The organism is Micromonospora nigra, assembly GCF_900091585.1.
Lineage (GTDB): Bacteria > Actinomycetota > Actinomycetes > Mycobacteriales > Micromonosporaceae > Micromonospora > Micromonospora nigra.
Genome location: NZ_FMHT01000003.1, coordinates 1,928,394 through 1,954,634, shown reverse-complemented (window position 1 = coordinate 1,954,634; position 26,241 = coordinate 1,928,394). Strand labels below are relative to the sequence as shown.

The 26,241-nt window shown below is 73.8% G+C and carries 27 protein-coding genes, 2 tRNA genes and 1 pseudogene; 18 read left to right on the top strand and 12 right to left on the bottom strand.

What is annotated here, in order from left to right; all coding sequences use genetic code 11:
• The first annotated feature begins 41 nt into the window (after positions 1-41).
• The 6 genes from GA0070616_RS08155 (at position 42) to GA0070616_RS08130 (ending at position 5,445) form a co-directional block, all read left to right on the top strand.
• Positions 42-3,047 carry a UPF0182 family membrane protein gene (locus tag GA0070616_RS08155; protein WP_175440012.1) on the top strand — a complete coding sequence of 1,002 codons (3,006 nt, stop codon included), beginning with the start codon at positions 42-44 and terminating at the stop codon, positions 3,045-3,047.
• Positions 3,048-3,211: 164 nt separating this feature from the next.
• Positions 3,212-3,721, top strand: coding sequence for a SigE family RNA polymerase sigma factor (locus tag GA0070616_RS08150; RefSeq protein ID WP_091078805.1), 510 nt, complete (start codon positions 3,212-3,214; stop codon positions 3,719-3,721).
• Positions 3,711-4,658: a hypothetical protein gene (locus GA0070616_RS08145; RefSeq protein WP_091078802.1), complete on the top strand. Its 948-nt coding sequence runs from the start codon at positions 3,711-3,713 to the stop codon at positions 4,656-4,658. The genes GA0070616_RS08150 and GA0070616_RS08145 overlap by 11 nt, the downstream gene beginning before the upstream one ends.
• A gap of 64 nt (positions 4,659-4,722) precedes the next feature.
• Positions 4,723-4,799: transfer RNA gene (locus GA0070616_RS08140), tRNA-Met, on the top strand.
• A gap of 209 nt (positions 4,800-5,008) precedes the next feature.
• A tRNA-Met gene (locus tag GA0070616_RS08135) sits at positions 5,009-5,082 on the top strand.
• Positions 5,083-5,193: 111 nt separating this feature from the next.
• Positions 5,194-5,445, top strand: coding sequence for a hypothetical protein (locus tag GA0070616_RS08130; RefSeq protein WP_091078798.1), 252 nt, complete (start codon positions 5,194-5,196; stop codon positions 5,443-5,445).
• Between the two features lie 65 nt (positions 5,446-5,510).
• On the opposite strand, the gene GA0070616_RS08125 is transcribed toward GA0070616_RS08130, so the two are convergent.
• The gene (locus tag GA0070616_RS08125) at positions 5,511-6,836 is read right to left on the bottom strand and encodes an ABC transporter substrate-binding protein (RefSeq protein ID WP_245712698.1); all 1,326 of its coding nucleotides are present in this window, start codon (positions 6,834-6,836) and stop codon (positions 5,511-5,513) included.
• Between the two features lie 143 nt (positions 6,837-6,979).
• Between GA0070616_RS08125 and GA0070616_RS08120 the strand changes: the two genes are divergently transcribed.
• Positions 6,980-7,810, top strand: coding sequence for a phosphoribosylaminoimidazolesuccinocarboxamide synthase (locus tag GA0070616_RS08120; RefSeq protein WP_091078793.1), 831 nt, complete (start codon positions 6,980-6,982; stop codon positions 7,808-7,810).
• A gap of 7 nt (positions 7,811-7,817) precedes the next feature.
• On the opposite strand, the gene glpK is transcribed toward GA0070616_RS08120, so the two are convergent.
• Positions 7,818-9,302, bottom strand: a complete 1,485-nt coding sequence (glpK, locus tag GA0070616_RS08115) for a glycerol kinase GlpK (protein ID WP_091078790.1) — start codon at positions 9,300-9,302, stop codon at positions 7,818-7,820.
• 89 nt (positions 9,303-9,391) lie between these two features.
• On the opposite strand from glpK, the gene GA0070616_RS08110 reads away from it, so the two are divergent.
• Positions 9,392-10,330 carry a ribose-phosphate diphosphokinase gene (locus tag GA0070616_RS08110; RefSeq protein ID WP_091078787.1) on the top strand — a complete coding sequence of 313 codons (939 nt, stop codon included), beginning with the start codon at positions 9,392-9,394 and terminating at the stop codon, positions 10,328-10,330.
• 11 nt (positions 10,331-10,341) lie between these two features.
• Here the strand turns inward: GA0070616_RS08110 and GA0070616_RS08105 are convergent, their stop codons facing one another.
• Positions 10,342-10,779, bottom strand: a complete 438-nt coding sequence (locus tag GA0070616_RS08105) for an ATP-binding protein (protein WP_281187876.1) — start codon at positions 10,777-10,779, stop codon at positions 10,342-10,344.
• Positions 10,780-10,853: 74 nt separating this feature from the next.
• Here GA0070616_RS08105 and macS point away from each other — a divergent pair, with 74 nt between their 5' ends.
• Together macS and GA0070616_RS08095 are read left to right on the top strand one after the other, a co-directional pair.
• Positions 10,854-12,014: a MacS family sensor histidine kinase gene (gene macS, locus GA0070616_RS08100; protein ID WP_091090237.1), complete on the top strand. Its 1,161-nt coding sequence runs from the start codon at positions 10,854-10,856 to the stop codon at positions 12,012-12,014.
• Positions 12,014-12,664 (top strand): response regulator, encoded by a 651-nt coding sequence (locus tag GA0070616_RS08095; RefSeq protein WP_091090230.1) that lies wholly within the window; start codon positions 12,014-12,016, stop codon positions 12,662-12,664. The genes macS and GA0070616_RS08095 overlap by 1 nt, the downstream gene beginning before the upstream one ends.
• 121 nt (positions 12,665-12,785) lie before the next feature.
• Here GA0070616_RS08095 and GA0070616_RS08090 read toward each other — a convergent pair whose 3' ends face one another.
• The 3 genes from GA0070616_RS08090 to GA0070616_RS08080 all read right to left on the bottom strand — a co-directional run bounded on the left by GA0070616_RS08090 (position 12,786) and on the right by GA0070616_RS08080 (position 15,217).
• The gene (locus tag GA0070616_RS08090; RefSeq protein ID WP_091078784.1) at positions 12,786-13,358 is read right to left on the bottom strand and encodes a DUF5709 domain-containing protein; all 573 of its coding nucleotides are present in this window, start codon (positions 13,356-13,358) and stop codon (positions 12,786-12,788) included.
• A gap of 81 nt (positions 13,359-13,439) precedes the next feature.
• Complete coding sequence (locus tag GA0070616_RS08085) at positions 13,440-14,219, bottom strand: ATP-binding protein (protein ID WP_245712697.1); 780 nt, start codon at positions 14,217-14,219, stop codon at positions 13,440-13,442.
• Positions 14,219-15,217, bottom strand: coding sequence for an SDR family oxidoreductase (locus GA0070616_RS08080; RefSeq protein WP_091078779.1), 999 nt, complete (start codon positions 15,215-15,217; stop codon positions 14,219-14,221). The genes GA0070616_RS08085 and GA0070616_RS08080 overlap by 1 nt, the downstream gene beginning before the upstream one ends.
• A gap of 136 nt (positions 15,218-15,353) precedes the next feature.
• Here GA0070616_RS08080 and GA0070616_RS08075 point away from each other — a divergent pair, with 136 nt between their 5' ends.
• Positions 15,354-16,556 carry a glycosyltransferase gene (locus tag GA0070616_RS08075; protein WP_091090220.1) on the top strand — a complete coding sequence of 401 codons (1,203 nt, stop codon included), beginning with the start codon at positions 15,354-15,356 and terminating at the stop codon, positions 16,554-16,556.
• Here the strand turns inward: GA0070616_RS08075 and GA0070616_RS08070 are convergent.
• The 4 genes and pseudogenes from GA0070616_RS08070 to aroA all read right to left on the bottom strand — a co-directional run bounded on the left by GA0070616_RS08070 (position 16,511) and on the right by aroA (position 20,795).
• Positions 16,511-17,454, bottom strand: a pseudogene (locus tag GA0070616_RS08070) (hypothetical protein). The gene GA0070616_RS08075 and the pseudogene GA0070616_RS08070 sit on opposite strands and share 46 nt — an antisense overlap.
• A gap of 59 nt (positions 17,455-17,513) precedes the next feature.
• On the bottom strand, positions 17,514-18,320 hold the full coding sequence (gene hisN, locus GA0070616_RS08065) for a histidinol-phosphatase (RefSeq protein WP_091078770.1): 807 nt from the start codon (positions 18,318-18,320) through the stop codon (positions 17,514-17,516).
• A gap of 44 nt (positions 18,321-18,364) precedes the next feature.
• Entirely contained in the window at positions 18,365-19,327 is a 963-nt protein-coding gene (rsgA, locus tag GA0070616_RS08060; protein WP_091090216.1) for a ribosome small subunit-dependent GTPase A, read from the bottom strand.
• 166 nt (positions 19,328-19,493) lie between these two features.
• Positions 19,494-20,795: a 3-phosphoshikimate 1-carboxyvinyltransferase gene (gene aroA, locus GA0070616_RS08055; RefSeq protein WP_091078767.1), complete on the bottom strand. Its 1,302-nt coding sequence runs from the start codon at positions 20,793-20,795 to the stop codon at positions 19,494-19,496.
• Between the two features lie 104 nt (positions 20,796-20,899).
• On the opposite strand from aroA, the gene GA0070616_RS08050 reads away from it, so the two are divergent.
• The 5 genes from GA0070616_RS08050 to rsrA all read left to right on the top strand — a co-directional run bounded on the left by GA0070616_RS08050 (position 20,900) and on the right by rsrA (position 24,391).
• Positions 20,900-21,676, top strand: a complete 777-nt coding sequence (locus tag GA0070616_RS08050; RefSeq protein WP_091090211.1) for an SOS response-associated peptidase — start codon at positions 20,900-20,902, stop codon at positions 21,674-21,676.
• A gap of 195 nt (positions 21,677-21,871) precedes the next feature.
• A complete protein-coding gene (locus GA0070616_RS08045; protein WP_091078764.1) occupies positions 21,872-22,264 on the top strand; it encodes a WhiB family transcriptional regulator in 393 nt (130 codons plus the stop codon).
• A gap of 82 nt (positions 22,265-22,346) precedes the next feature.
• Positions 22,347-22,961, top strand: a complete 615-nt coding sequence (locus GA0070616_RS08040; protein ID WP_091078761.1) for an alpha/beta hydrolase family protein — start codon at positions 22,347-22,349, stop codon at positions 22,959-22,961.
• Between the two features lie 331 nt (positions 22,962-23,292).
• Positions 23,293-24,102, top strand: a complete 810-nt coding sequence (locus GA0070616_RS08035) for a sigma-70 family RNA polymerase sigma factor (RefSeq protein ID WP_091078757.1) — start codon at positions 23,293-23,295, stop codon at positions 24,100-24,102.
• Between the two features lies 1 nt (position 24,103).
• Positions 24,104-24,391 carry a mycothiol system anti-sigma-R factor gene (gene rsrA / locus GA0070616_RS08030; RefSeq protein WP_091078753.1) on the top strand — a complete coding sequence of 96 codons (288 nt, stop codon included), beginning with the start codon at positions 24,104-24,106 and terminating at the stop codon, positions 24,389-24,391.
• A 100-nt stretch (positions 24,392-24,491) separates the two neighbouring features.
• Here the strand turns inward: rsrA and GA0070616_RS29425 are convergent, their stop codons facing one another.
• Positions 24,492-24,566 (bottom strand): 50S ribosomal protein bL37, encoded by a 75-nt coding sequence (locus tag GA0070616_RS29425; RefSeq protein ID WP_370461611.1) that lies wholly within the window; start codon positions 24,564-24,566, stop codon positions 24,492-24,494.
• Between the two features lie 205 nt (positions 24,567-24,771).
• On the opposite strand from GA0070616_RS29425, the gene GA0070616_RS08020 reads away from it, so the two are divergent.
• Positions 24,772-24,987 (top strand): biotin/lipoyl-binding carrier protein, encoded by a 216-nt coding sequence (locus GA0070616_RS08020; RefSeq protein WP_091078745.1) that lies wholly within the window; start codon positions 24,772-24,774, stop codon positions 24,985-24,987.
• On the top strand, positions 24,984-25,496 hold the full coding sequence (locus tag GA0070616_RS08015) for a GNAT family N-acetyltransferase (protein ID WP_091078742.1): 513 nt from the start codon (positions 24,984-24,986) through the stop codon (positions 25,494-25,496). Before GA0070616_RS08020 ends, GA0070616_RS08015 begins: the two co-directional genes overlap by 4 nt.
• A gap of 91 nt (positions 25,497-25,587) precedes the next feature.
• Here the strand turns inward: GA0070616_RS08015 and GA0070616_RS08010 are convergent, their stop codons facing one another.
• Positions 25,588-26,175 (bottom strand): TetR/AcrR family transcriptional regulator, encoded by a 588-nt coding sequence (locus tag GA0070616_RS08010; RefSeq protein ID WP_091090208.1) that lies wholly within the window; start codon positions 26,173-26,175, stop codon positions 25,588-25,590.
• Positions 26,176-26,241: the final 66 nt, after the last annotated feature.

The following is a 26,241-nucleotide window of genomic DNA, read 5'->3' as shown; positions in this document are numbered from 1 at the left end:
TCGGAGCCGATCACATCGAGCGTGCGGAGCCAACAGTGGTCATGCGTAGCAGCAGCCCCCTGCCGAGGATGAGCCGACGCGGACGCGTCACGATCGGTGTGCTGGTCGGGGTGTTCGTGCTATTCACCCTGCTCGGCTGGGGTGTCCAGGCGTGGACGGACTGGTTGTGGTTCGACGAGGTCGACTACACCGGGGTCTTCACCGGGGTGCTCGTCACCCGGCTGTTGCTGTTCCTCAGCATCGGCCTGGGCATGGCGGTGATCGTCGGCGGCAACCTGTGGCTGGCCCACCGGCTGCGCCCCCGGATGCGCCCGCACTCGCCGGAACAGGCCACCCTGGAACGCTACCGGATGTTGCTCTCGCCGCGCCTCGGGCTGTGGATCGGGGTCGTCGCCGCGGTCGTCGGCCTCTTCGCCGGCCTCTCCGCGCAGACCCGCTGGAACCAGTGGCTGCTGTTCCGCAACGGCGGCGACTTCGGGATCAAGGACCCGGAGTTCGGGGTCGACGTCGGCTTCTACGTGTTCGACCTGCCCTTCTGGCGTTACCTGCTCGGAGTGGGTTTCACCGCGGTGGTGCTGTCGCTGATCGGCGCGCTCGCCGTGCACTACCTGTTCGGTGGCGTCCGGTTGCAGGGCGTCGGCGACCGGATGAGCAACGCCGCACGCGCCCACCTGAGCACCCTGGTCGCGCTCTTCGTCCTGCTCAAGGCCGTCGCGTACGTGCTCGACCGGCGGGCCATGCTGCTGGAGTACAACGACGGCGCGAACGTCTACGGCGCCGGGTACGCCGACATCAACGCGCTGCTGCCGGCCAAGGAGATCCTCGCCTACATCTCCGTGGTCGTCGCCCTGGCGATCATCATCTTCTCCAACGCCTGGATGCGGAACCTGGTCTGGCCGGGCATCTCGCTGGCCCTGCTGGGCGTGTCGGCGGTGGCCATCGGCGGCATCTACCCCTGGGCGGTGCAGACCTTCGAGGTCAAGCCGAGTGCCCGGGACAAGGAGGCCCCGTACATCCAGCGCAGCATCGACGCCACCCGGGCCGCGTTCCACCTGACCGACACGCGGTCCTCGGCGTACTCGGCGAGCAACCTGACCCCGCCCGAGAGCCTGGCCACCGACACGGCGGTGGTGCCCAACGCCCGGCTGCTCGACCCGCAGCTGGTCAGCGAGACCTACACGCAGCTCCAGCAGGTGCGTGGTTTCTACGACTTCGGCCCGAAGCTGGACATCGACCGGTACACCGTCGAGAACAACACGCAGGACTACGTGGTCGGCGTACGCGAGATCAACTACAGCGCGCTGACCGCCCAGCAGAGCAACTGGATCAACCGGCACACCGTCTACACCCACGGCTACGGGCTGGTGGCCGCCCCGGCCAACCAGGTGGTCTGCGGCGGGCAGCCCTACTTCGTCTCCGGCTTCCTCGGCGAGCAGCAGCAGGAGGCGTGCTCCTCGCAGACCGAGCGGATCCCGGCGAGCCAGCCGCGGATCTACTACGGCGAGCAGATGGAGGACGGGGACTACGCCATCGTGGGCAAGCCGAGCGACGACGCCAACCCGGCCGAGTTCGACCGCCCGGCCGGCGACGGCGAGGGTGGCCCCGAGGCGTACTACACCTACACCGGCTCCGGTGGCGTCGAGATCGGCTCGTTCACCCGCCGACTGCTGTACGCGATCAAGGAGCAGGAGGCCAACTTCCTGCTCGCCGATGCGGTGAACGAGAACTCCAAGCTCCTCTACGTGCGCAACCCGCGCGACCGGGTCGAGAAGGTCGCCCCGTTCCTCACCGTCGACGGCGACCCGTACCCGGCGGTGGTCGGCGGGCGGGTGAAGTGGATCGTGGACGGCTACACCACCTCCGCGACCTACCCGTACGCCGAGCGGGTCAACCTCCAGCAGGAGACCACCGACGAGTTGACCGGCCGGGGCACCTTCCAGCTCGCCCGGGAGAACGTCAACTACATCCGCAACTCGGTCAAGGCCACCGTCGACGCCTACGACGGCACCGTCACCCTGTACGAGTTCGACGAGAACGACCCGGTGCTCAAGGCGTGGAACAAGGCCTTCGGCGGCGAGCTGGTCACGCCGAAGACGGAGATCCCCGCAGACCTGGCGGCGCACTTCCGCTACCCGGCCGACCTGTTCAAGGTGCAGCGCAACCTGCTGACCCGGTTCCACGTCACCAACCCCGGCGACTTCTACTCCGGCCAGGACTTCTGGCAGGTGCCGAACGTGCCGGACGCGCCGGACAGCGGCCAGAAGCAGCCGCCGTACTACCTCTACACCCAGTTCCCGGGCCAGGATTCGCCGCGCTTCCAGCTCACCAGCGCGGTGACCCCGAACGGGCGGCAGAACCTCGCCGCGCTGATCTCCGGGTCGTACGAGGACGGCCGACCGACCCTGCAGGTGCTGGAACTGCCGGACCAGACCCGGATCTCGGGCCCGGTGCAGGTGCACCAGCAGATGACCAACAACGCCAACATCCGGCAGCAGCTGAACCTGCTCTCGTCGAACCAGGCCCAGGTGCAGTACGGCAACCTGCTGTCCCTGCCGTTCGCCGACGGGATGCTCTACGTCGAGCCGGTCTACGTCAAGAGCAACCAGGGCGACGCGTACCCGCTGCTGCAGAAGGTGCTGCTCTCCTACGGTGACGGCGGCTCCTTCGTGGTGCTGGCCGACAGCCTCACCGACGGCGTCAAGCAACTGGTCGAGCAGGGCAAGCGCGCCGCGCCGGGCGGCACGCCCCCGCCGCCACCGCCGGGCGAGGGGGAGACCCCGCCGCCGGCCGGTGAGACGCCGCCGCCCGGCGAGGCACCGCCGCTGACCGGCGAACTCGCCACCGCCGCCGCCCGGGTGCAGGCCGCGATCACCGAGGTGCGGGCCGCGCAGGCGTCCGGCGACTTCGAGCGGTACGGCCGGGCGCTCAAGGCCCTCGACGAGGCGCTGACGGCGTTCCAGCAGGCCCAGCAGGCCGCCACCCCCGCACCGGGTGGCAGCCCGGCGGCGAGCCCTTCGGGAACGCCGCCACCGAACCCCGGCGGCTGACCCGCCGGTCCCCCGCGCGACGGAGCCCGTGACCGCGACCCCCGAGGTCGCTGGTCACGGGCTCTGTCGGGTTCCGGACGCCCACCGCCCGGACCGCAACCTGTCGTCCCCTTCGTCCGTCCTGTCTGTATCGGTGGCGACGCTTCGGGAAGACGTGGTGGGACATGAGGGACTCCGCAAGCTTCGACGAGTTCTACCGCGGCACCGCGCGACGAATGCTGCACTACGGCTACGCGGTCGCCGGCAACCACACCGAGGCGCAGGACCTCGTCCAGGAGGCGTACGCCCGTGCCTGGCGGCGGTGGGCCGTCCTGTCCACCCACCCCGCGCCGGAGGCCTGGATGCGGCTGGTGGTCACCCGGCTCGCGGCGGACAGGTGGCGGCGGCTGCGCGGCCTGCGGGCCGCCATGAGCCGGACGGGGCCACCGGAGGCGGTACGGCCCCCCACCGAGGACACCGTGCTGCTGGTCGGCGCGCTGCGGCGGCTGCCGGTGGCACAGCGGCAGGCGCTCGCCCTGCACTACCTGTTCGACCTGCCGGTGGAGGAGATCGCCCGCGAGGCGCAGGTGCCCACCGGAACCGTCAAGTCCTGGCTGTCCCGCGGCCGCACCCGGCTGGCCGAGCTGCTGCCAGGCCCGATCGCCGACGAGATGGAGGCCGACGATGTCGCCTGAGCTGAACCGCCGCTACCGCGTCCTGGCAACGGACGTGGACGCGTACCCCCTGCCCACGCCCGAGGCGGTGCGCCGCCTGGCCGAACGGCGCCTGCGCACCAGGGGAGCGACCGGTGCCCTCGCGGTGGCGGTCCTCGCGGGTGGGACGGTGGCCGGCACCCAGTGGGGGGTGACCGCCGGCCCCCCGTCGCAGCCGCCCCGCCCCGTGCCGCCGCCGGCCACCTCGGTGCCACCCACCTCGGTGCCACCCACCTCGGTGCCACCCACCTCGGTGCCACCCACAGCCGGGGCGACACCGACCGCGTCGGCGGACGACACCTCGGCCCCGGCCAGGACCACGCCCCCCGCCACCGGCGCGCCGAGTGCCAGCGCCCCCGCCCGGCTGCCCACCTCGATCCCCGACCGGGCGTTCTTCACCCCGCTCGCCGGCACCGCCGTGCAGCCGCCGGAGTTCGTCGACGGGCCGGTGCTGCCGGAGCTGTGCGGTCGCACGCCGGCGGCACCCGAGCTGAGCCGCACCCGTTCGCTCATCTTCTGGCTGGACCCGCAGACCCCGCAGGAGTACGTGCCGGACGGCAGCTACCTGCACACCGTCTCCGTGCACGGGCCGGGGCTGGCCGACGACTGGCTGGTGAACCTGCGGCGGGCGGTGCGGGAGTGCCCGCTGGTCGAGATCGCCCCGGGGCTGGTGTCGCTACAGCGGCTGCTGCCCGACGGGGCGTACGGCGACGAGTCGGTGCTGTTCGAGATGCGCACGCGGACCTTCGACGAGGATCCGGCCGGCACCGGCCTGCTCCGCCTCGTGCGGGCGATCCGGGTCGGGGACGTGGTGACGGTGCTGTGGGAGCGGGGCTGGGAGTACACCTCCACGGACCGGATCCGGTTCGACTTCGACAGCCGTCGGGCGGTGCGGGCGGTCGAAGCCTGGCTCGCCTGACGAGTCGGGGGTTGCGGGTCGTTTTGCGGGGCGTGGGGGTTCTAGGCTACGGTGGTGAAGCCGACGCGGGGTGGAGCAGCTCGGTAGCTCGCTGGGCTCATAACCCAGAGGTCGCAGGTTCAAATCCTGTCCCCGCTACCACGCCGAACGGCCCCGAGGAGTTCTCCTCGGGGCCGTTCCGCATGTCGGGCTCGGCATCGGGGGCCGACCCCCCGCGGGCTCGCCGGCGGACCTCCGCGACGGCCTCACGGCGAGTCTCCGTGACGGGTCGGGCGGCGGCGGGCCGGGAGCCCGGGTTCCGGGGGGCGCTGATCATCCCGCCGGGGGATGCGTTAAGCTGAAGGAGCCGACGCGGGGTGGAGCAGCTCGGTAGCTCGCTGGGCTCATAACCCAGAGGTCGCAGGTTCAAATCCTGTCCCCGCTACGAGACACGAAGGGCCCGGAGGCATTCCTCCGGGCCCTTCGTCGTGCCAGAACCGGTCACGGTTCGGTCGCGCCGCGCGTCCCGCTTGCCCGGTTCGGCGAAGATGGGGCCATGTCTTCCTTCGGTAAGTGGTGGGGCCGCCTCGGCGCGGTCCTCGCAACGGTCGCCCTGTCGGTCTTCGTGCCGGTCGCGGCCTGGGCGTCCACCGGCACGGGCGAACTGGTGGTCGAGGCCGCTCGGCGGCGCTCCCGGGGCGGCTTCGGCCTGCTGGGCCTGCTCTGCTGCCTGGTCGTGGTCGCGGTGGTCGTCTTCCTGTTGCTGCGCATGATGCGTGGCCGTCGTGGTGGCGGCCCGCCGCGCTGACCGGCCTCGCCGCCGACGGCCGAGGCGGCCCGGCTCGGCACCCCCGCAGCCGGGAGGGCGGCGAGTCACCCCGCCAGGGCCGCCTCGGCCGCCGCGACGAACGTCCCGGCGGCGTCCCGACTGCCGATCCGCCGCGCGCGGACGCTCTCGGCGGCGTCGAGTAGCAGATCACGAACGCGGGGATGACCCTTCGGCGGCGGTGGCGGCGTGGGACCGAGACCGCCGGTGCGGGCCGCCACGAACTCGGCGGCCCGCCGCAGGGCCGGGTCGGTGAGGTCGGCGGTCGTCCGTTCCCGCACGGCCAGGTTCGGGGGCAGTCCCCGTTCGTGACCCAGCAGGTGCCCGGCCTCGGCGTTGGTGGTGAGGAAGTTGAGTACGTCCACCACCACGCCGGGGTGCCGGGTGCCCCGGAACGCCGCCCAGTACATCGACGCGCGCGGCCACTGCGCCGCGGTGGGGCCGGGTAGGGCGACCAGGCCGAGGTCGGCGTCGGTGAGCTGCTGGAGTTCCGGGAGCTGGTGGGTCCAGGCGACGGACACCGCGGCGGCACCCGTGACGACGACCTGCCGGGCCGGGTCGCCCGTGTCGGCCTGCTCGACGAGGGCGGCGCTGGGCGTGGCCCGTCCGGCGCGGGCGCGCTGCCACAGCTCGAACCACTCCACCAGCGCGTCGACCGGGAAACCGAGCTGCCGCCCCTGGTACAGCTCGTGCCCGCGGGAACGCAGCCAGATCCAGAACGCCCGGTGGTCACCCGACGGGTCCATCGTGCCGGCGACCCGGCCACGGCTGGCCCGGGTGACCCGCTGCGCCCAGGCGACGTACTCCGGCCAGGCCATGCCGGCCCGCGGCTCGGGCACCCGCAGCCGGCGCAGCACGTCCCGGTTCACCACCAGCGCGGCGGCGGTCTGACCCGCCGGCACGCCGACCGTCCGGCCGCCCACCTGGCCGTCGCGGGCCAGCCCGGGCGGCAGGCCGCGCAGGTCCAGCCGGTGCCCGGCGACGGCATCGGTCAGGTCCAGCACGATCTCCCGTTGCGCGTACTCCGCGAGCATGCTGTCGTCGAGCTGGATCAGGTCGGGCACGTTGCCGCCGACGGCCTGGGTGGCGAGTCGCTCGTAGTAGCCGGCCGCGCCCTGCCAGGTGACCCGGAAGGTGACCCCCGGGTTCCGTTCGGTGTAGCGGCGCAGCACCCGCTCGGTCGCCTCGGCCCGCCGGGCGCCGCCGTACCAGAAGACCGACAGCTCGATCGGGCCGTCCGGGCCCGACGAGGCCGGCCCCGTGGTGCAGCCGGTGACCCCGGTCGCGGCGAGCAGCGGTGCGCCGAGCAGCGCGGCCAGCACCGTGCGACGGCCGGGTCGCGCGCCGGGCAGCGGGCAGCGGGCGGCGGGCACGGTCGGCCTCCTGGCTTCGAACGGGGGTGCAGCCGGACCATTCACCCAGGCGCGGCGGAAGGTGTCAACGCCGGTCGGGTACGCCCGCGGGAGCGTGACCACCCGCCACCGCCGGACGCGGGCACCGTGATGTACTTGACCACGTGGAACTTCTGCACTCGGGCAAGGTTCGGGATGTCTACGCCGACGGCGACGACCTCATCCTGGTCGCCTCCGACCGGATCAGCGTCTACGACGTGGTGCTGCCCACGCCCATTCCGGACAAGGGCCGGCTGCTCACCGCGTTGTCCCTGTGGTGGTTCGAGCAGCTGTCCGACCTGGTGCCCAACCATGTCCTGTCCGCCACCGACGTGCCCGCCGAGTTCGCCGGCCGGGCCGTGCGCTGCCGGCGGCTGGAGATGGTGCCCGTCGAGTGCGTGGCCCGGGGCTACCTCACCGGCGGGGGCCTCAAGGAATACCAGGCCACCGGCCGGGTCTCCGGCGTCGAGCTGCCACGCGGCCTGGTCGAGGCGTCCATCCTGCCCGAGCCGATCTTCACCCCGTCGACGAAGGCGCCGGTGGGGGAGCACGACGAGCCGATCACGTTCGCCGACGTGGTGGACAAGGTGGGCGCGGACACGGCCGAGCGCCTGCGGCAGATCACCGTCGACGTCTACCGGCGTGGCGCCGAACTGGCCGCCGACCGGGGCATCCTGGTCGCCGACACCAAGCTGGAACTCGGCTGGACGCCCGACGGCACCCTGATGCTCGGCGACGAACTGCTCACCTCGGACTCGTCGCGGTTCTGGCCGGCCGAGTCGTACCAGCCGGGTCGGCCGCAGTTCTCCTACGACAAGCAGTACGTGCGGGACTGGGCGACCGCCAGCGGGTGGGACAAGCAGGCCCCCGCCCCCGAGGTGCCGGCCGAGGTGGTCGAGGCCACCCGGGCCCGCTACGTCGACGTCTACGAGACGCTCACCGGCAACCGCTGGTAGGACCTGGTCAGTCCACCCAGTCGAGGGTGCGCTGCACGGCCTTGCGCCAGTTGCGCAGCTCACGTTCGCGGTGCGCCGGGTCCATGGCCGACTCCCACTGGGCGTCGGAGCGCCACTTGTCCCGCAGCGTGGCCAGGTCCGGCCAGAAGCCGACGGCCAGGCCGGCGGCGTACGCGGCACCGAGGCAGGTCGTCTCCGTGATCCGGGAACGCACCACCGGCACGTCGAGCACATCGGCGAGGAACTGCATCAGCAGGTCGTTGGCGGTCATCCCGCCGTCCACCCGCAGCCGGCGCAACGCCACGTCCGAGTCGGCGTTCATCGCGTCGACCACCTCCCGGGTCTGCCAGGCCGACGCCTCCAGGGCCGCCCGCGCCAGGTGGCCCCGGGTGATGTAGCCGGTCAGCCCCGCGATCACGCCCCGGGCGTCGCTGCGCCAGTGCGGGGCGAACAGCCCGGAGAAGGCCGGCACCACGTAGCACCCGCCGTTGTCGTCGACCGTGCGGGCCAACTCCTCCACCTCGGGCGCGGAGGAGATGATGCCGAGGTTGTCGCGCAGCCACTGCACCAGCGAACCGGTCACCGCGATCGCGCCCTCCAGCGCGTACGCGGGCGGGTTGTCCTTGATCTGGTACGCGACCGTGGTGAGCAGCCCGTGGCGCGACGGGACCGGGCTGGCACCCGTGTTGAGCAGCAGGAAGCTGCCGGTGCCGTAGGTGCACTTCGCCTCGCCCGGCTGGAAGCAGGTCTGCCCGAACAGGGCGGCCTGCTGGTCGCCGAGCGCGCTGGCCACCGGCACCCCGGCCAGCACCCCGGTGGCCGTGCCGTACACCTCGGCGGAACAGCGGATCTCCGGCAGCATCGCGGCCGGCACGCCCACCGCCTCCAGGAGCTCCGGATCCCAGTCCAGGGTGGCCAGGTTCATCAGCATCGTCCGGCTGGCGTTGGTCACGTCCGTGACGTGCCGGCCCGTCAGCTTCCAGATCAGCCAGCTGTCCATGGTGCCGAACAGCACCTCGCCGGCCTCGGCGCGCTCGCGCAGCCCGTCGGTCGAGTCGAGCAGCCAGCGCAGCTTCGGGCCGGCGAAGTAGGTGGCCAGCGGCAGGCCCGTCCGGGCCTTGACCTTCTCCTCGCCGTACGTGGCACCCAGCTCGCGCAGCAGCGGGTCGGTGCGGGTGTCCTGCCAGACGATCGCGTTGGCGACGGGACGGCCGCTGGCCCGGTCCCACACCACCGTCGTCTCCCGCTGGTTGGTGATGCCGACGGCGGCCAGCCCGCCCGTGTCGATGCCGGCCGCGGCCAGGGCCTCCCGCACCACCACCTCGACGTTGGTCCAGATCTCCTCGGCGTCGTGCTCCACCCAACCCGGTCTCGGGAAGATCTGGCGGTGCTCCCGCTGGGCGACGGAGACGATCTCCCCGGCCCGGTCGAAGACGATGCACCGGGAAGAGGTGGTGCCCTGGTCGATGGCGGCGACGTGGTCGGCGGTCACGGCAGCACCGTACCCGCCGGGGCCGGAGCTTGCCGAGGGAGCGCGCGTCGCGGGTCGCGGAGCCGCGCCGGTGCGTACGATGTGCCAACGTGCGCGACATAGCCGTCTTCAGTGGTTCCGCCCACCCCGAGCTGGCCGCCGAGATCTGCCTCCACCTGGGGGTGCCGCTGCAACCCTCGCGGGTGTCCCGGTTCGCCAACGACTGCCTGGAAGTGCAGTTGCAGGCCAACTGCCGGGAACGCGACGTGTTCCTCATCCAGCCGCTGGTGCCGCCCGTGCAGGAACACCTGGTGGAGCTGCTGCTCATGGTCGACGCGGCGCGGGGCGCATCGGCGGGCCGCATCACCGTCGTGCTGCCGCACTACGCGTACGCCCGGTCGGACAAGAAGGACGCGCCCCGCATCTCGATCGGCGGCCGGCTGGTGGCCGACCTGCTGGTCGCGGCCGGCGCGGACCGGGTGCTGGCGATGACGCTGCACTCGCCGCAGGTGCACGGCTTCTTCAGCGTCCCGGTGGACCACCTGCACGCGTTGCGGGAGCTGGCCGCCCACTTCCGCCCCTACGACCTGAGTAACACCGTGGTGGTCTCGCCGGACCTGGGCAACGCCAAGGCCGCGGCGGCCTTCGCCCGTCGGCTCGGCACCCCGGTGGCCGCCGGGGCGAAGCAGCGGTTCACCGACGACCGGGTGAGCATCAGCGCGGTCATCGGCGAGGTGGCGGGTCGGGACGTGATCGTGCTCGACGACGAGATCGCGAAGGGCAGCACGATGATCGAGCTGATGGCGCACCTGCGCCGTCTGGAGGTTCGCTCGATCCGGCTGGCCTGCACACACGGGCTGTTCTCCACGGACGCGCTGGAGCGGCTCGGCGCGGCCGACGACGTACGGGAGATCGTCTGCACCAACACCGTGCCCATCCCCACCGACAAGCGGGTGCCGAAGCTGACGGTGCTGTCGATCGCCCCCGCCCTGGCCGAGGCGGTCCGTCGCATCCACGACGGCGAGTCCGTCAGCGCCCTGTTCTCCTGAGGGCGCGGGAGTCAGTCGCGGCGGTGCCGGCCGACGTGGTGGGGGACGTCCACCGTGGCGGCGAAGATGCGGACCGTGGTGCCCTGCGGGCCGGTCGTCACGTCCATCGCGTCGCTGAGTTCGCGGGCCAGCCAGAGGCCCCAGCCGCCGGCGGTGTCCGGCGCGGGGCGGTGCCGTTCCGCCAGGCGTCCGGCGCTGATCCCGTCGCCGTGGTCGGACACCTCACACACCAGGTGACCGGCTTCCTGCCACAGCCGCAGCCAGCCCCGGCCGCCACCGTGCCGCACCGCGTTGGTGATCAGCTCGTTGACGGCCAGCACGAAGTCGTCCAGCCGTTGGTCGGCGAGCCCGGCGGCACGCGCGCAGGAGGTGACCGAGTGGCGGAGCCCGGTCACCTGGGCCTGGTCGAAGGCCTCGGCGATCAGTGGGGTGTGTTCGATGGGCACCACCGTACGCGGTGTGCGTCGGCCGGCGCCCCTCCGGCACCCGGCGGCCCGTCGTCCGGCTGTGGCATCGTGACCGCGTGCCCGCACCGCCCGGAGGTCTCGAGGTCCCGCTCTGGCGGGCCGTCACCGTGTACCGGCTCGCCTCCCTCGCGTACGTCTGCGTGGTGGCGCTGCGCGACGCGGACCGCTACACGCATCCCCTCGCCGCCGCGGGCGTGGTTCTCGCGATGGCGGCCTGGACCGGCGTCACCGCCGTCGGCTACGCCCGCCCCGCCCTGCGCGGATGGCCGCTGCTCCTGACTGACCTGGCCGTCGTGCTGGCCGTCGTGCTGGCCTCGCCGTGGGTGATCGGGCGGGCCGCGCTGGCCGACGGTGTGCCCACCCTGGCCGTGGCGTGGCTCGGCGGGCCGGTGCTGGCGTGGGCGGTGTCCGGCGGGCGACGCCGCGGCACGGTCGCCGCGCTGGTGCTCGCGGGAGCCGACCTGGCGGCGCGGGGTGTGACCACCCCGTCGGCGATCAACGGGGCGATCCTCATGCTGCTGGCCGGCGTGGTGGTCGGGCACGTCGCCCGGCTGGCCGTGGCCGCCGAGGAGCGACTGCACCGGGCGGTGGAGCTGGAGGCCGCCACCCGGGAGCGGCAACGGCTGGCCCGCGACATCCACGACTCCGTGCTCCAGGTGCTCGCCCTGGTGCAACGGCGCGGGGCCCGCCTCGACGGTGAGGCCGCCGAGCTGGCCCGGTTGGCCGGGGAGCAGGAGGCCGCCCTGCGGGCGCTGATCTCCGGTGCCGCCGCGCCGCCCGCCACCGCCGTCGGGCCGGTGGACCTGCGGGGGCTGCTGGGTCGGTACGACTCCGCGACGGTGTCGCTGTCCGTGCCGGCCACCCCGGTTCCCCTGCCCGGTCCGGTGGCCCGGGAACTCGCCGCCGCCGTCGGGGCGGCGCTCGACAACGTGGCCCGGCACGCCGGCGGGCGGGCGTGGGTGCTGGTCGAGGACGAGGGGTCGACCGTCACCGTGTCGATCCGCGACGAGGGCCCCGGCTTCCCGCCGCAGCGGCTGGCCGAGGCCGAGGCGCAGGGCCGGCTCGGGGTGGCGCGGTCCATCCGGGGCCGGCTCGCCGACCTCGGCGGCGAGGTGCGGATCACCTCCGCTCCGGGTGCCGGCACGGAGCTGGAACTCGTCGTCGGCCGCACGGACGGCGGACGACCGGACACGGAGGAGGCACGGTGGCGCGGGTGATGGTGGTCGACGACCATCCGATGTGGCGCGAGGGGGTGGCCCGCGACCTCGCCGAGGCCGGCCACGACGTGGTCGCCACCAGCGGGGAGGGTCGACAGGCCGTCCGCGTCGCCGCGGCGGCCCGGCCGGAGGTGGTGGTCCTCGACCTGCAACTTCCGGACATCTCCGGGGTGGAGGTGATCCATGGCCTGCGCGCGGCGCTGCCCGAGGTGCGGGTGCTGATGCTGTCGGCCAGTGGCGAACAGCAGGACGTTCTCGACGCCGTCAAGGCCGGTGCCACCGGCTACCTGGTCAAGTCCGCCGGGCCGGCCGAGTTCCTGGACGCGGTGCGCCGCACCGCAGCCGGGGAGCCGGTCTTCACCCCCGGGCTGGCCGGGCTGGTGCTCGGCGAGTACCGCCGGCTCGCGGCGGACCCGGTCGGCGCGGGCGGGCGGCGCGATCCCGGCGACCCCGCACCCCGGCTCACCGACCGGGAGACCGAGGTGTTGCGGCTGGTGGCCAAGGGGCTGTCCTACCGGCAGATCGCCGAGCGGTTCGGGCTCTCCCACCGCACCGTGCAGAACCACGTGCAGAACACGCTCGGCAAGCTTCAGTTGCACAACCGGGTCGAGCTGACCCGGTACGCCATCGAGCGGGGCCTCGACGGCTGAGCCGGCACCGGCCCGCACAGCGGGCGGCGGCACCGGCCCGCACAGCGGGTGCGGTGCCGTCCCACCAGCCCGGGTGCGGGCGTCCCACCCGGTGCGGCGGCACGACCCGCCCGGCGGCGGCTCAGACCGAGTGCGGCGGTCGGGTCTCGTGGACGGCCAGCTCCTCCGCGCTCGCCCCGCCGCCGGCCGACCCCGCGTCGTACGCGACCGAGTCGGTCTCCTGGTCGGTGTGCGCGCCCTCGTCCGGTTCGACGAGCCGGCCCACCTGCCCGTCGGCGACGCTGCCCAGCCGGCCGTGGTCGTAGAGCGACACCGGCGAGTTCGGGTCGGAGGTCGGGCCCGGCTCGAGCACGTCGGCGTCGAGCTGCGCCTGGGCTGCCGCCTCCTCGCTGTCGGCCTCGGCCGCGATGTCCGGGTCGACCGGGCCGGCCAGCGGATCGTCGGCGGGGCGCTCGAACCGTTCCCGGTCGAGCTTGTGGTCCAGCGACTCACCGTCGAGCTGCTCCTCGGCGGTGGTGCCGAACTGGTCCACCGCCACCGGGGTGCGGTCGCCGGGCAACTGGGCCGGCGACGGGCCGTCGGCCTCCCGGCCGGTCAGCACGTCGTCGCCCGCCGTCGAATCGTCGTCGGCCGTGTCGGGCAGGCCGTCGGCCTCGGGGTCGGACACGGGGGTCGGGTACTCGTCCTCACGCATGACTGACCACTACCCGCTGCCCTCCCGCCATAACCGGTCCACCGGCGTCTCCCACCCGACGGCGGGGGCGAAGCGGCCTGATCAGAACGGTTCGTCCTCGGTGTGCAGAACACACCAGACGACTTTGCCGTCCGGCACCGGCGTGCTGCCCCAGCGGCGGGCGACCGTGTCGACCAGGAGCATGCCGCGTCCGCCCATGACATGGGCCGGGGAGACGCCGGCGTAGGAGGGCAGCCTCGGTGAGCGGTCCCGCACCGCGAGGTGCAACTCGCGGTGGCGCGGCGCCAGCCGCACCGTCATCGGGGTCCGCGCGTGCGCGACCACGTTGTTGACCAGTTCGGTGACCGCGATGCGGCACGGCTCCGTCAGGGTCGGCACCCCCCAGTGGACGCAGCCGTCCGTCACCAGTTGCCGGGCCCACCGGGCGGATCCGACCGCCGGGTCCAGGTCGGCGCTGAGTACCGCCGCCGTCGGCGCTCCGGGCAACGCGGCCAGCGCCGCGCCCAGGGTGGGCCAGGACGGCACGCCGGGAACCTGGCCGGCCGGATCACACAGCAGCAGCTCGGCCGCCGGCCAGTCGACCACGTCGCGGCGCACCTGCGGGAAGACGGCCACCGCCGCCGGGTCGCCGACCCGTAGCCCGGACAGGTCCGCCACCACCGGCCCGGGACGGTCGGCGAGCAGCAGCAGCAGCGCCTCCCGTACCGCCCGGGCCCCGGCGGTGTCCAGGACTCCGGTCACCCGGACCAGGGCCGAACCGGCGTCGGCCTCCACCCGGCAGGTCGGGTCGGTCGCCGGCCCGTCCCCGTCGGTCGTCGTCCCGTCCCGCCGGGGGCCGGCCCGCGCGTCCGAACGCCTCATCAGCGGCCTGCCCGTGGTCGTCGGGTGATCGCGGCGACCGTGCCGACCGCCGTGCCGGCCGCGGCGAAGCCGAACGCCGCGCCCATCCGCACGAGCTGCCGCCGCCGTCCGTGCCAGCCGCCGACCCGGCTCGCCTCGGCGTCCGCGGCGAACACGTTGCCGGAGCTGGTCAGGCGTACCCCTGGCCCGAACTGGGTGTGCTTGGCATACCAGCCGAGCACCCGTTCGGCCAGCGCCGGGGCCAGCCGCCACTGGAGGCCGATCAGGCGGGCGGCGCCTCCCGCGTACGCCTCGCGGCGTGGCCGGCGGATCAGCCGCACGATGGTCTCGGCGACCACCTCCGGCGGGTACACCGGCGGCGGTGGCACCAGTTCCCGGCCGCTGTGGTTGGCGGCGTGCCGGAAGAACGGGGTGTCGATGGTGGCGGGCAGCACCGTGCAGACCGAGATGGCGGTCCGCCCGGTGACCCGGAGTTCCTGCCGCACCGTGTCGGAGAGGCCCCGCACGCCGTGTTTGGTGGCGTTGTACGCCGACTGGTACGGCATGGCCACCTCGGCCAGCACCGACGCGTTGTTGACCAGCACGCCGCCACCGCCGGCGGCCAGGTGCGGCAGCGCCGCCCGCATCCCGTACGCGACGCCGAGCAGGTTCACCTCCACCACCCGGCGGAACTCGGCCACCGGGATCTCGTCGAACAGCCCCACCGCGCCGACGGCCGCGTTGTTGACCCAGGCGTCGATCCGGCCGAACTCCGCCGCCGCCCGCGCGGCCAGCCGTTCGACCGCGACCGGGTCGGTGACGTCCGTCGGCACCACCACCGCCCGGCCGCCCAGGCCTCGGCAGGTGCGGGCCACCTCCCGCAGTGCGGGCTCGCTGCGGGCGGCGAGGACGAGGGAGGCGCCACGGCGGGCGAGAGCGTACGCGGTGGCCGTCCCGATGCCGCTGGAAGCGCCGGTGATCACCACCGCAGCGTCGGGGAGGCTTCGGGTCAGTGGCATTCTTCGCCGGTACCCCCGCAGCCGCCGCTCATGCCGCCCGTCACTTCCCGATCTGCCAGGTTTCGGCACCCGGCACCCCGGTTAATGGGACGCTCTGACCGAAGACCACCGCTGAACAGAACGCATGGAGGTGACCATGCGCGTCGGCCTCGTCTGCGCCCACGCCGCTGCCCCCCGGCACGCCGACGGTCCTGCCGTCGGCACCCGTGAGCACATCGCGCGGGTCGCCGCCGAACTGGCCGGGAGGGGCCACGACGTCCGGGTGTACGAGCGCCGGGACGCCCCCGACCTGCCGGAGACCGCGGTGGTCGACGGCTACCGGATCGAGCGGGTGCCGGTCGGCCCGGTCGCCCCGGTGCCCACCGCCGAACTGGTGCCCCACCTGGCCGACTTCGGTCGCTGGCTGGCTGACCGGTGGGCGGCCGACTGGGCCCCCGAGGTGGTGCACGGCCACTACTGGCCCGGTGGCCTGGCTGCCGCGCAGGCCGTCCGCGAGACCGACATCCCGGTCGTGCAGACCTTCCACTCGCTGGGCGTCGAGCAGTTGCGTCACCTCGGTGCGGACTACCAGGGGCCGGACACCCGCATCCCGCTGGAGCGGGCCCTGACCCGGGTGGTGGACATCGCGGTCGCCCAGTGCAACGACGAGGTGGACGAGCTGACCCGGATGGGGCTGCAACGAACCTCGGTGGCGATGGTGCCGACGGGAGTGGACACCGCGCAGTTCCAGCCCGACGGGGAGGCCGCGCCGCGGGAGCAGCGCCCCCGCATCCTCTCCGTCGGCGGCCTGTCCCGGGGGCACGGCCACGAGGACCTGGTCCACGCCATGCGCCTCGTCGGTGACGCGGAGCTGGTGATCGCCGGCGGGCCGCCCGTCGAGCAGTTGGCCAGCCACGCCGAGTTCCGTCGGCTGCGCGAGTTGGCGGAGCGCACCGGTGTCGCCGAGCAGGTGCAGCTGGTGGGCGCGGTGCCGCACGACCAGATGGCGACCTGGTACCGCTCGGCGGACGTGGTGGCCTGCACCCCGCACTACGCGTCGGCGGGCCGGGTCTCGCTGGAGGCGATGGCCTGCGGCGTGCCGGTGGTCGGCTACGCGATGGGCGGCATCGCCGACGCGGTCGTCGACGAGGTCACCGGCAGGCTCCTGGCACCCGGCGACGTACGCACCCTGGGGGTCACCCTGCGCCGGCTGCTCGCCGACAACGCGGGGCGGTTCGCCTACGGGCACGCGGCCGTCGACCGGGTGCGGTGCAGCTACACCTGGGAGCGGACGGCGAACGCCCTGGAGCGGCTCTACGAACGGGTGGTGGGCCGCCGCAAGCCCGTCGAGGCCGTCTGAGGGTCGGCCGGAGCGCCGGGCAGGAACCGCGCGCCGGTTCGCGCCGTCAGCCCCGGCCGACGCCGACCATCGCCCGTCGGGTCTCCTGGGCGACGGCGTGGTGGTGTTGCGGTTCGGCGTACCGGGTGAGCCCGATGACCGCCGCGAGGGTGACCAGGAAGCCGGCGGCGGCCAGCCACTCCCGGCCGGGCCAGATCTTGTCGTTGAGCAGCAGCAGGCCGACGATCGCGGCGGGCACCGCACCGGCGGCGTCCATCGCCGCGACGGCGGCCGTGGTGGAGCCGCGCTGCATGGCCAGGCCGAGCAGCAGCTGGCCCACCACGGAGTGCACGATGAGCAGGTAGAGCAGCGGGTCCCGGACGAACGCCTCGAAGCTCGGGGCGGAGGCCAGCGGCCGGGCGGCGATCGCCGCGGCGGAGAACGCCAGCCCGGCCAGGGAGCCGAGCGCCACCGAGCCGGGGGCACCGTGCAACCGGACCGCGAAGACCCCCAGCAGGGCGATCACCCCGAGCGCCGCCGCCAGGCCGATCACCCCGGCGGTGCCCAACGGCTTCGAGGGGGCCGGTCGGGCGGACAGCACCAGGGCGGTGATCCCGGCGAAGAGCAGCACCAGCAGGGCCACCTCCGCCGCCGGCAGTCGCCACTTGAGCACCAGCACGCCGAGGATCGCGGTGACCCCCAGCCCAGCGGCGACGCTGGCCTGCACCAGGAACAACGGCAGGTCGCGGCGGGCCAGGAAGGCCAGCACGAAGCCGGCCACCTGGCACCCCAGCCCGACCAGGTAGGTGCGGTGCCCGGCCAACCGCAGCAGCAGCCCCGGATCGAAGGTGTGGTGGACCGTGGTCCGCGCGGCGGCGACCGACTGGAGGAGGTTGGCCACCCCGTACGCGATGATCATCGCGGCGAGGAAGCACCAGCCGGAAGTGGACACCCCGCGAGGATAGAGGGTGTCGGAGGTCAGTGCGTGGTGGGCCGACCGAGGCGCGCGAGGATGTCGGCGTGCAGTGGGCCGTTGCTGGCCACCGCGCTGTTCTCCCCGCCGGCCGGCGCCGGCCGACCGGCCAGGTCGGTGAACGTGCCCCCCGCCTCGACGACGATCGGCACCAGCGCGGCGACGTCCCACAGCGACAGCTCGGGCTCCACCATCACGTCCAGGGCCCCCTCGGCCAGCAGCATGTAGCCGTAGAAGTCCCCGTACGCCCGGCTGCGCCAGGTGTCGCGCATCAACTGGAGCACCGCCTCCAGCCGGCCCGCGTCCTCCCAGCCGCCCAGCGAGGAGTAGCAGAAACTGGCGTCCGTCAGCTCCCGCACCCCGGAGACCCGGATCGGGGCGCCGTGTGCCGCGTCCGGCCCCGCGTACGCTCCCGCGCCGGTCGCGGCCCACCAGCGGCGCCCCAGGGCCGGCGCGGACACCAGGCCGGCGACCGGCCGCCCGTCCTCCAGCAGGGCGATCAGCGTCGCCCAGACCGGAACGCCCCGGACGAAGTTCTTGGTGCCGTCGATCGGGTCGACCACCCACCGCCGCCCCCCCGCCGTGGCCGGCGTCTCCCCGAACTCCTCGCCGAGCAGGCCGTCGGTGGGCCGGTGCGCGGCCAGCAGCGCCCGGATCTCCCGCTCCACGGCGGTGTCCGCGTCCGACACCGGGGTGAGGTCCGGCTTGGACTCGACCCGCAGGTCGAGGGCGCGGAACCGGGCCATGGAGATGGCATCGGCGGCGTCGGCGAGCTGGTGGGCGAGGGCGAGGTCAGCGGCGTACCCGGTCATGGCGCAAACGGTAGCGGCGGCCCCGGGGCCGACGGGCGGGCGGGTCAGCCGGCGGCCGGGGGGTCGCCTTCGGTCGCCCAGGACTCGCCGGGTCCGCGCTGGTCGGCCTCGCCGCGCGGGTCGCCCTCGCCGGCCCGGGAGGCCAGCAGCCGGTGGTACGAGGCCAGCCGGCGTGGATCCGCCTTGCCGGCGGCCACCCAGGCGTCCAGCGCACAGTCGGCCTCGTCGGCCGTGTGCGGGCAGTTCGTCGGGCAGTCGACCGTCGCCTCGACCAGGTCGGGAAAGCCGTGCAGCAGGCTCTCGGCGGACACGTGCGCCAGCCCGAAGCTGCGCACCCCGGGGGTGTCCACGATCCAGCCGGGGTCGTCGTCGCGGCCCGGCAGCGCCGGCAGGCGCAACGCGACCGCACTGGTGGAGGTGTGCCGGCCGCGACCGATCGCGCTGACCGTGCCGACCGCCCGCGCCGCGTCCGGCACCAGGCGGTTGACCAGCGTCGACTTGCCGACTCCGGAGTGCCCCACCATGACCGAGATCCGGGCGGCGAGCAGGCTGCGCAGCGCGTCGAGGTCGGAGTCGGGGCGGATCAGCACGTACGGCAGCTCCAGCTCGGCGTAGTAGTCGAGCACCGCCTCGGGCCCGGCCAGGTCGGCCTTGGTCAGGCAGAGCAGCGGCTCGATGCCCGCGTCGTACGCCGCCACCAGGCAGCGGTCGACGAACCCGGTGCGGGGGGGCGGGTCGGCCAACGCGCTGACGATCACCAGCTGGTCGGCGTTCGCCACGACCACCCGTTCCAGGCGACCCTCGGCGGTGGTCTCGTCGTCGTCGGCGGTGCGCCGCAGCACCGAGGAGCGCTCGGCGATCCGGACGATCCGGGCCAGTGCCCCCGCCGCGCCGGTGGTGTCGCCGACCAGTCCCACCCGGTCGCCCACCACCACCGACTTGCGGCCCAGCTCGCGGGCCCGCATCGCGGTGACCAGGGGCGCGTCCGGCCCGGCGTCGGGCACCACGCAGGTGTACCGGCCCCGGTCGACGGCGATCACGAAGCCGTCCCGCGCGTCGGCGTGCAGGGGGCGGGTGCGGGTACGCGGACGCGAGGACCTCCCGGGTCGCACCCGGACGTCGTCCTCGTCGTACTCCCGCCGCCTGGTCCCCAGGGTCGCCCCTTCCGCCCGCTCAGTTCTTGCCGGTCACCATCCCCGACCATAGTGCCGGGAACTCGGGCATCGTCTTCGAGGTGCACGAAACGTCGTCCAGTTCGATGCCGGGCACGGCGAGCCCGGCGACTGCGGCGGCGTGCGCCATCCGGTGGTCCTGGTAGGTGCGGAAGACCCCGCCCCGCAACGGCCGGGGGCGGATCTCCAGCCCGTCCGGCGACTCCGTGACGTCCGCACCGAGCCCGGCGAACTCGCGGGCCAGCGCGGCGAGCCGATCGGTCTCGTGCCCCCGGATGTGGCCGACGCCGGTGAACACCGACGGCGAGTCCGCGAGCATGGCCAGCGCGGTCAGCGCCGGGGTCAGCTCGCTGACGTCGGACAGGTTGGCCCGGATTCCCCGGACCGTGCCGGTGCCCCGCACGGTCAGGCCGCTGGTGGTGAGGGTGACGTCGCCACCCATCGAGTGCAGCAGTGCGCGGAGCTGCTCCACGGGCTGGACGCTGCTGTGCGGCCAGCCCTGCAGGGTCACCTCGCCGCCGGTGACCAGGGCGGCGGCGAAGAACGGCACCGCGCCCGACAGGTCCGGCTCGATCTCCCAGCCGCGCCCGGTCAGCGGGCCCGGCTCGACGACCCACACGTCGGGGGTGCCGTCGTCGACGGCCGCCCCGGCGGCCCGCAGCATCTGCACCGTCATCCGCAGGTGGGGGGCCGAGGGCACCGGCGGGCCGACGTGGCGCACCACGACGCCCCGGTCGAAGCGGGGTGCGGCCAGCAGCAGGCCGGAGACGAGCTGGCTGGAGGCGGAGGCGTCGATGACCACCTCGCCGCCCGGCACCCGGCCGTCGCCGACCACGGCCAGCGGCAGGCTGCCGTCGCCGGTCACGTCGACCCGGACGCCGAGCGTGCCCAGCGCCCCGATCAGCGGCCCGAGGGGGCGGGTGCGGGCATGCGGATCTCCGTCGAAGGTGACCTGCCCCTCGGCCAGGCCCGCCACCGGTGGCAGGAACCGCATCACGGTGCCGGCGAGGCCCACGTCCACGTGGGCCGGGCCGGCCAGGTGGTGGGGACGGACGAGCCAGCGCTCGTCGTCGGCGATCGACATGTGCGCGCCCATGGCCCGCAGACCGCCGGCCATCAGCGTCGTGTCCCGGGCGCGCAGCGGCTTGGCCAGCGTGGACGGGCCGGTGGCCAGCGCGCTGAGCACCAGGGCCCGGGCGGTGAGCGACTTCGAGCCGGGCAGGCGCAGCGTCGCCGCCACCGGGTCGGTCGCGGTCGGAGCGGTCCACGGCTGAAGCGGCCGGGTCGCGGTCAGGTTGCCCACGGGTGCCATTCTGCCGTGCCGGGACGCCTCGTGGTGCCTGCCGGCAGCGCCGCTCCCGGTGGACGGGACAGCCGGTGGCGCGTCCGCGCGCTAGCGTGTGGGTCATGTGCGGGAGGTACGCCACGACCCGGGGCGCGGGCGACCTGAGTGCCGTGTTCGAGTCCGTCGACGAGACCGACGGGCGACTCGCGCCCGACTGGAACGTCGCCCCGACCGATCCGGTGCCGTTGGTCCGCGTCAGTTCCGCGGGCCACCGTTCGCTCACCCTCGGCCGCTGGGGACTGGTGCCGCCGTGGTCCCGCTCGTCCGCGGGCGCCGCCCGAATGATCAACGCCCGCGCCGAGACGGTGGCCACCAGTCGGGCGTACGCCGGAGCCTTCGCGCGTCGGCGCTGCCTGGTCCCCGCCGACGGCTGGTACGAGTGGGTCCGCGCCTCGGATGGGGCCAGGCAGGCGTACTACATGACCCCGCGGGACGGCTCGGTGCTCGCGTTCGCCGGCATCTGGTCGGTGTGGGACGGCCCGGCCGGCCCGCTGGTGACGTGCAGTGTGTTGACCACGGCGGCGGTCGGGGAGTTGGCCGGGGTGCACGACCGGATGCCGCTGCTGCTGCCCGCCGACCGCTGGTCGGCCTGGCTCGGCGGTGACAGCGGTGGTGCCGGCGGTGACACCGGTGGTGGTGCCGGCGGGCGTGGTGCGGGCGGGGGGCGTGCCGCGGGCCCGGAGGACCTGCTGGCACCGCCTCCGGTGAGCTGGCTCGCCGGCCTGGAGGTGCGCCCGGTGGGGCCGGCGGTGGGCAACGTCCGCAACGACGGGCCGGGGCTCGTGGCCCGGGTGCCGGTAGACGGGGCGGAGGACCCGGAGGATATGACGCTCTTCTGACACCGAAAGACATTGGCGGGTGTGATTTGCCAGGTTTCCTGGCGAAACGTCGCGTGGTGATCACCCCAACCTCGCGGGAAAGCCTTGTCCCCCCACGGTCAAGTGCGATAGAACACAGCGCCGGTGGTGGGCGTCGATTCGCACGGGGCGAACGATGCTCATCGAGCTTGCCGGTCCCACGGGGGAGGTGGGTGGATGACACGGGCGCGTATGCCCCGCCCGCACGAGGTGGCTGCCGCACGCCGAGATCCGCGACTGCTGCGGGCGTTGCGCGAGCGCCGACAGGACGAAGCGTGGCGAACAAGGGGAACCTGCCAGAGCGTCGACCCGGAAACGTTCTTTCCGGCGCCGAACGAGCCCGCCGACGTCGCCGTGGCGCTCTGCCGCGGCTGCGACGTGCAGGGTTCCTGCCTGGCCTGGGCGTTGGAGGTCGGTGACTGTCACGGCGTGTGGGGCGGCACCACCCCGCGCGAACGCCGGGCGATGCTCGTCGCCTGGCGCACCGAGGTGCAACCCGATCCGGACGCCGCGGCCGAGGCCGGCCCGCCGGTCCGGGACCGACTGCTCACCCTCGTCCCGTTGAGCTGACGACGCCGGGCCGGGTGCCCCTGTTCGGGCGGTCGGTTGCTGACGGCAGCTCGTCAGGCGGGGTGGCAGGCACAATGGGCCGGTGCCGCAGACCGACGACGTCGACACCCCACGGGGGCCGGCCCGGGTGGACACCGACCAGCCGGACGGGCCACCGACCGCCCTGCTGGTGCTCGGGCACGGGGCCGGCGGCGACGTGGACGCGCCGGATCTCGTCGCCCTGCGGACCGCCGCGATCGGAGCCGGCCTGGTCGTGGCCCGGGTGACACAGCCGTACCGGGTCGCCGGTCGGCGGGCACCCGCGCCGGCAGGACACCTCGACGAGGCGTGGACGACCGTGCTGGCCGTGCTCCGCCGGCGGCACGGCGGCGTACCCCTGCTCGTGGGTGGACGGTCCAGCGGAGCGCGGGTGGCCTGCCGCACCGCGACCGCCGTCGGGGCCGCGGGGGTGGTCGCGCTGGCCTTCCCGCTGCACCCGCCCGGTCGGCCGGAGCGGACGCGGGCCGCCGAACTGGGCACCGGCCTGCCCACCCTCGTGGTCAACGGTGACCGGGATCCGTTCGGGGTGCCGGAACCCGGGCCGCAGGTGCGGGTCGTCACCCGGCCGGGGGAGCGCCACGACCTGCGCGGCGATCCCCCGGGCACCGCCGCCCTGGTGGTCGACTGGCTGCGCGCACGGGGTTGGACGCGCGGCTGAGGGCCGACCCCGGGGGCGGTGCTGGCGGGTCGGGTGCCCGGTGGTCGTCGACGCCGCCGGGCGCGGGCCCGACGCCCGGGATGATGCCGGGGTCGCCGCGTCCCTCGCGGTCCCCGCAGCCCGTGTCCGGCGGCGGCGCAGGGTCGTTGCATCCGATGGTGCCGCCCGCCCGGTTCGGGCGGTCGTACCGTCCCTCCCAGGCCCTTCCTGGTCCCAGCGTCGGCACCCCGTCGGGGCCGGGACCAGGAACGGGGCCGGAGCATCCGGAATGTCCCGCCCCTGCGGTCGCGTTGCACCCCTCGGAGGACACGAGTGGCGGAGGGGGTGACCGGTGCCGATCGAGACACGGAACCGGGAACGGGACGAACGGGGGGTGCGGCGGCTGCGGCGGCTGCTCGACGGCCCGCAGTGGCCCGCGGCGGTACCGGCGGTGAGCGGGGGCACACCTGTCGGAACCGAGTCGGCCGACGGGTCCGTGCGCGTATCCTCGGCGGGACAGCATCCGACGCGAGGGGATGTGCGGTTGACCACCGAGAAGACGGACGAGCGCAGGGCCCGCTTCGAGCGGGACGCAATGCCCTTCGTCGATCAGCTCTACGCAGCCGGTCTGCGGATGACCCGCAACCCGGCGGATGCCGAGGATCTGGTCCAGGAGACGTACCTCAAGGCGTACGTGGCCTTCCACCAGTTCGAGGAGGGCACGAACCTCAAGGCCTGGCTGTACCGCATCCTGACCAACACCTACATCAACTCCTACCGCAAGCGGCAGCGCCAGCCGGTCCAGGCGCCGACCGACGAGATCACCGACTGGCAGCTCGCCGAGGCCGAGTCGCACACCTCCAGTGGCCTGCGTTCGGCCGAGACGGAGGCGCTGGACCGGCTGCCCGACAGCGACGTCAAGGAGGCACTCCAGCAGCTACCGGAGGAGTTCCGCCTGGCTGTCTACCTCACCGATGTCGAGGGCTTCTCCTACAAGGAGGTCGCCGACATCATGGGTACGCCGATCGGCACGGTGATGTCGCGGCTGCACCGCGGTCGTCGCAATCTGCGCAAGCTACTGGAGGGCTACGCCGCGGAGCGCGGGTTCTCCGGTGCGGCGTCGTCGAAGGGCTCCACCGCTGCCGCCGGCCGGGAGGTGTGACGTGAGCTGTGGAGATCCGCACAAGACGGACTGCCGCGAGGTCATCGCCGAGGTCTACCTCTACCTCGACCTGGAGTGCGCCGAGGAACGGCGCACCCTGATCCGGCACCACCTCGACGAGTGTGGCCCGTGTCTGCGCGAGTACGGCATCGAGCAGGAGGTCAAGGCGCTCGTCGCCCGCTGCTGCGGCAACGAGTCCGCGCCCGACGAGCTGCGCGAGCGGCTCCGGGTACGGATCAGCGAGCTGGTCGTCTTCGAGAGCAGCGAGTCGCGCGAACTCGCCGACTGACCGCGACGGAATCACGCGGACCGGTGGCCCGGGTCGACATGCCGACCCGGGCCACCGGTCTCGTCGTCTGATCCGCGTCGGGCCGTGACCGGCCCCCCGATCAGGAGTTGGGGCGCTTGCCGTGGTTGGCGGCGCTCTTCTTACGGGCCTTCTTCTTGCGGGCCTTCTTCGCCATGCTGACCTCCTCGTGATGGTCGGACCGTCTGCGCGACCCTCGGCGTCGGCGTACACGCGGGCCGCCCGGTGCCGGGGTCCGACCCGCTGATGCTAGTGCGGCCGGTTGAGTGGATCCCGAGAAGGGCACGAACGCCGCTCCGCGCCCACGGGGGGCCGCCGCATGATTGGATACGTCGCAGCATTCGCGAGAGGGAGGGCCGGACATGGCCGAGGAGATCCGCGCCGAGATGGTGGCGAACGTCTGGAAGGTCGTCGCGTCGGCCGGGGACAGCGTGTCGGAGGGGGACACGCTGGTGATCCTGGAGTCGATGAAGATGGAGATTCCGGTGGTCGCCGAGTCCGACGGCGTCGTGCAGCAGCTCGCCGTGAACGAGGGCGACGTCGTGCAGGACGGTGACCTCATCGCGGTGATCGGTTGACAGGCGTCCAGGTTCGGCGGGCCGAGGCGGTCGACTTCCCGAAGGTGGCCCGGCTGACCGTGGCCGCGTACGAGGCGGACGGTCAGCTCAAGGGCGAGAACGGGTACGCCGACGTGCTGGCCGACGTGGTGGGTCGTGCCGCGCACGGCGAGGTGCTGGTGGCGGTCGACGAGGCTGCCGGCGACCTGCTCGGCTCGGTCACCTTCGTGCTGCCGGGCAGTCCCTACGCCGAGTTGTCCGGGCCCGGGGAGGCCGAGTTCCGGATGCTCGCGGTGGATCCGTCGGCGCAGGGTCGGGGCGCGGGGGCGGCGCTGGTCGAGGCGTGCGTGTCGCGGGCTGCCGGGCTGGGGTGCTCGGCCGTGGTGATCTGCGTCCGCAGCGGCTTCGCCGAGTCCGCCCACCGCCTCTACGAGCGGCGCGGCTTCGTCCGGTTGCCCGAGAAGGACTGGTCCCCGCTGCCCGGTGTCGACCTGCTGGCCCTGCGTCTCACCCTGACCCCGCTGCGCTGACCCACCTGACCACCCTCGCTTCTTGCACCGGCCGCACGCAGGGGGTCCACGCCACCCTGGCCGGCCTGATCGCCCGGCTCGCCGGGCGCGGTCAGGCGGCGGTGGGGGGTGGGGAGTGTTCGCCGATCCCGGCGAGGAGTTCGTCGGCGACCTCCAGGGCGATCCGCTTGCGCTCGGCGTCGGTGATGCCGGGGCTGCGGACGGCGAACCAGCTGCTGTGCACGGCGAACAGGGCCAGGGTGGCCCGTAGCTGACCGCTGGGGGATTCGTCACCCCGACACAGCGTGCTCGCCAGGCGCAGCATGCGCTCCCGCAGGTCCCGGCCGGCCGGCAGGCTCCTCAGCACCGTCTGGTTCTGCTCGAAGAAGCGCATCACGGCGGGCTGTTCGCCGGCGAACATGGTGTCGGCGTACCGGCCGACGACGGCGCGTCGGGTGGCGGCGCTCACGGGCTGTGACTCGGCCCAGGCGATCAGCTCGTCCATCCGACCGAAGCGGTCCTCGACGAAGCTGGTGACGAGTTCGTCCTTGCTCTTGAAGTGGTAGTAGAGGGCGGCCTTCGTCACACCCAGCCGTTCGGCGATCTCCCGCAGTGACGTCGCCTCGTAGCCCTGCTCGGTGAAGAGCTCCAGCGCGACGGCCTTGATCCGCTCCCGCGTGCCGCCTGTGCTCTGGCTCACCCGCACCACCCAACTCGTTTGATCGGACCTCGCCTCCAACTTGCCGTGCGGCTAGTAAGGTCACTG